1 pseudogene is annotated in these 667 nt (G+C 69.9%); it reads right to left on the minus strand.

The features are described 5' to 3' along the window. Positions 1-186: pseudogene (locus FV222_RS28435) on the minus strand (hypothetical protein); the annotation flags it as partial. Positions 187-667: the final 481 nt, after the last annotated feature.

Raw genomic sequence — 667 nt, forward strand, 5'->3', positions numbered from 1 at the left:
GGGCAGGGCTGCGGCGGCGGGTCGGAACGGCATGTCCTCGTTGAGGAACGTGAGGCTGTAGCCGAATAGGATGCCCCAGCCGGCGGCGAGCGCAACGAACAGCGCGATCCAGCGCTTCGAGACGGCACGAACCTGTCCGCCGCCCTGCTCCGCCGGGCCCGCGTCGAGCCCCACCGCCATGGCCATCCCGTCCTCCCCTCAGCGGACCGTGCGCACCGGACGCCGACACCCCTCGCGACCCTCGACCGACGCCGTGTCGGCGCCAAGTCGCCGCCAAGTCGCCGCCCCGCACGTCGGGTCCGGGCACCGGTCGCCAGGACCATCCGCTCCTAGAACCTTTGCGCGAACGCCGCGGGATGCGCCGAATACGCATTGCGAGCGACGAAATGTTAACCGGTCTTCCGTCTCGGGAAATCCCTAAACCGCGCGAATACGGCGGCGTGGCGGCGACGGATTGCCTGTGGGTCTTCGACGTAACACTTCCGACGTTGCATTCGTGCCATGGCGGGGCTGCCGATTCACTGCCATGTTCGGCAGCCGATCCGTTCAGGACGCGCCTTCGAGGCACCCGATCCCCCGCGATGAGATGCTTCGCCACGGCCCTTGTGATCGCCCTCGCCGTCGGGCCGGCCGCGGCGCAGACGCGGCAGGCGACGCCGCGGATCGC

The sequence above is a fragment of the Methylobacterium sp. WL103 genome (assembly GCF_008039885.1).
Classification (GTDB): domain Bacteria; phylum Pseudomonadota; class Alphaproteobacteria; order Rhizobiales; family Beijerinckiaceae; genus Methylobacterium; species Methylobacterium cerastii.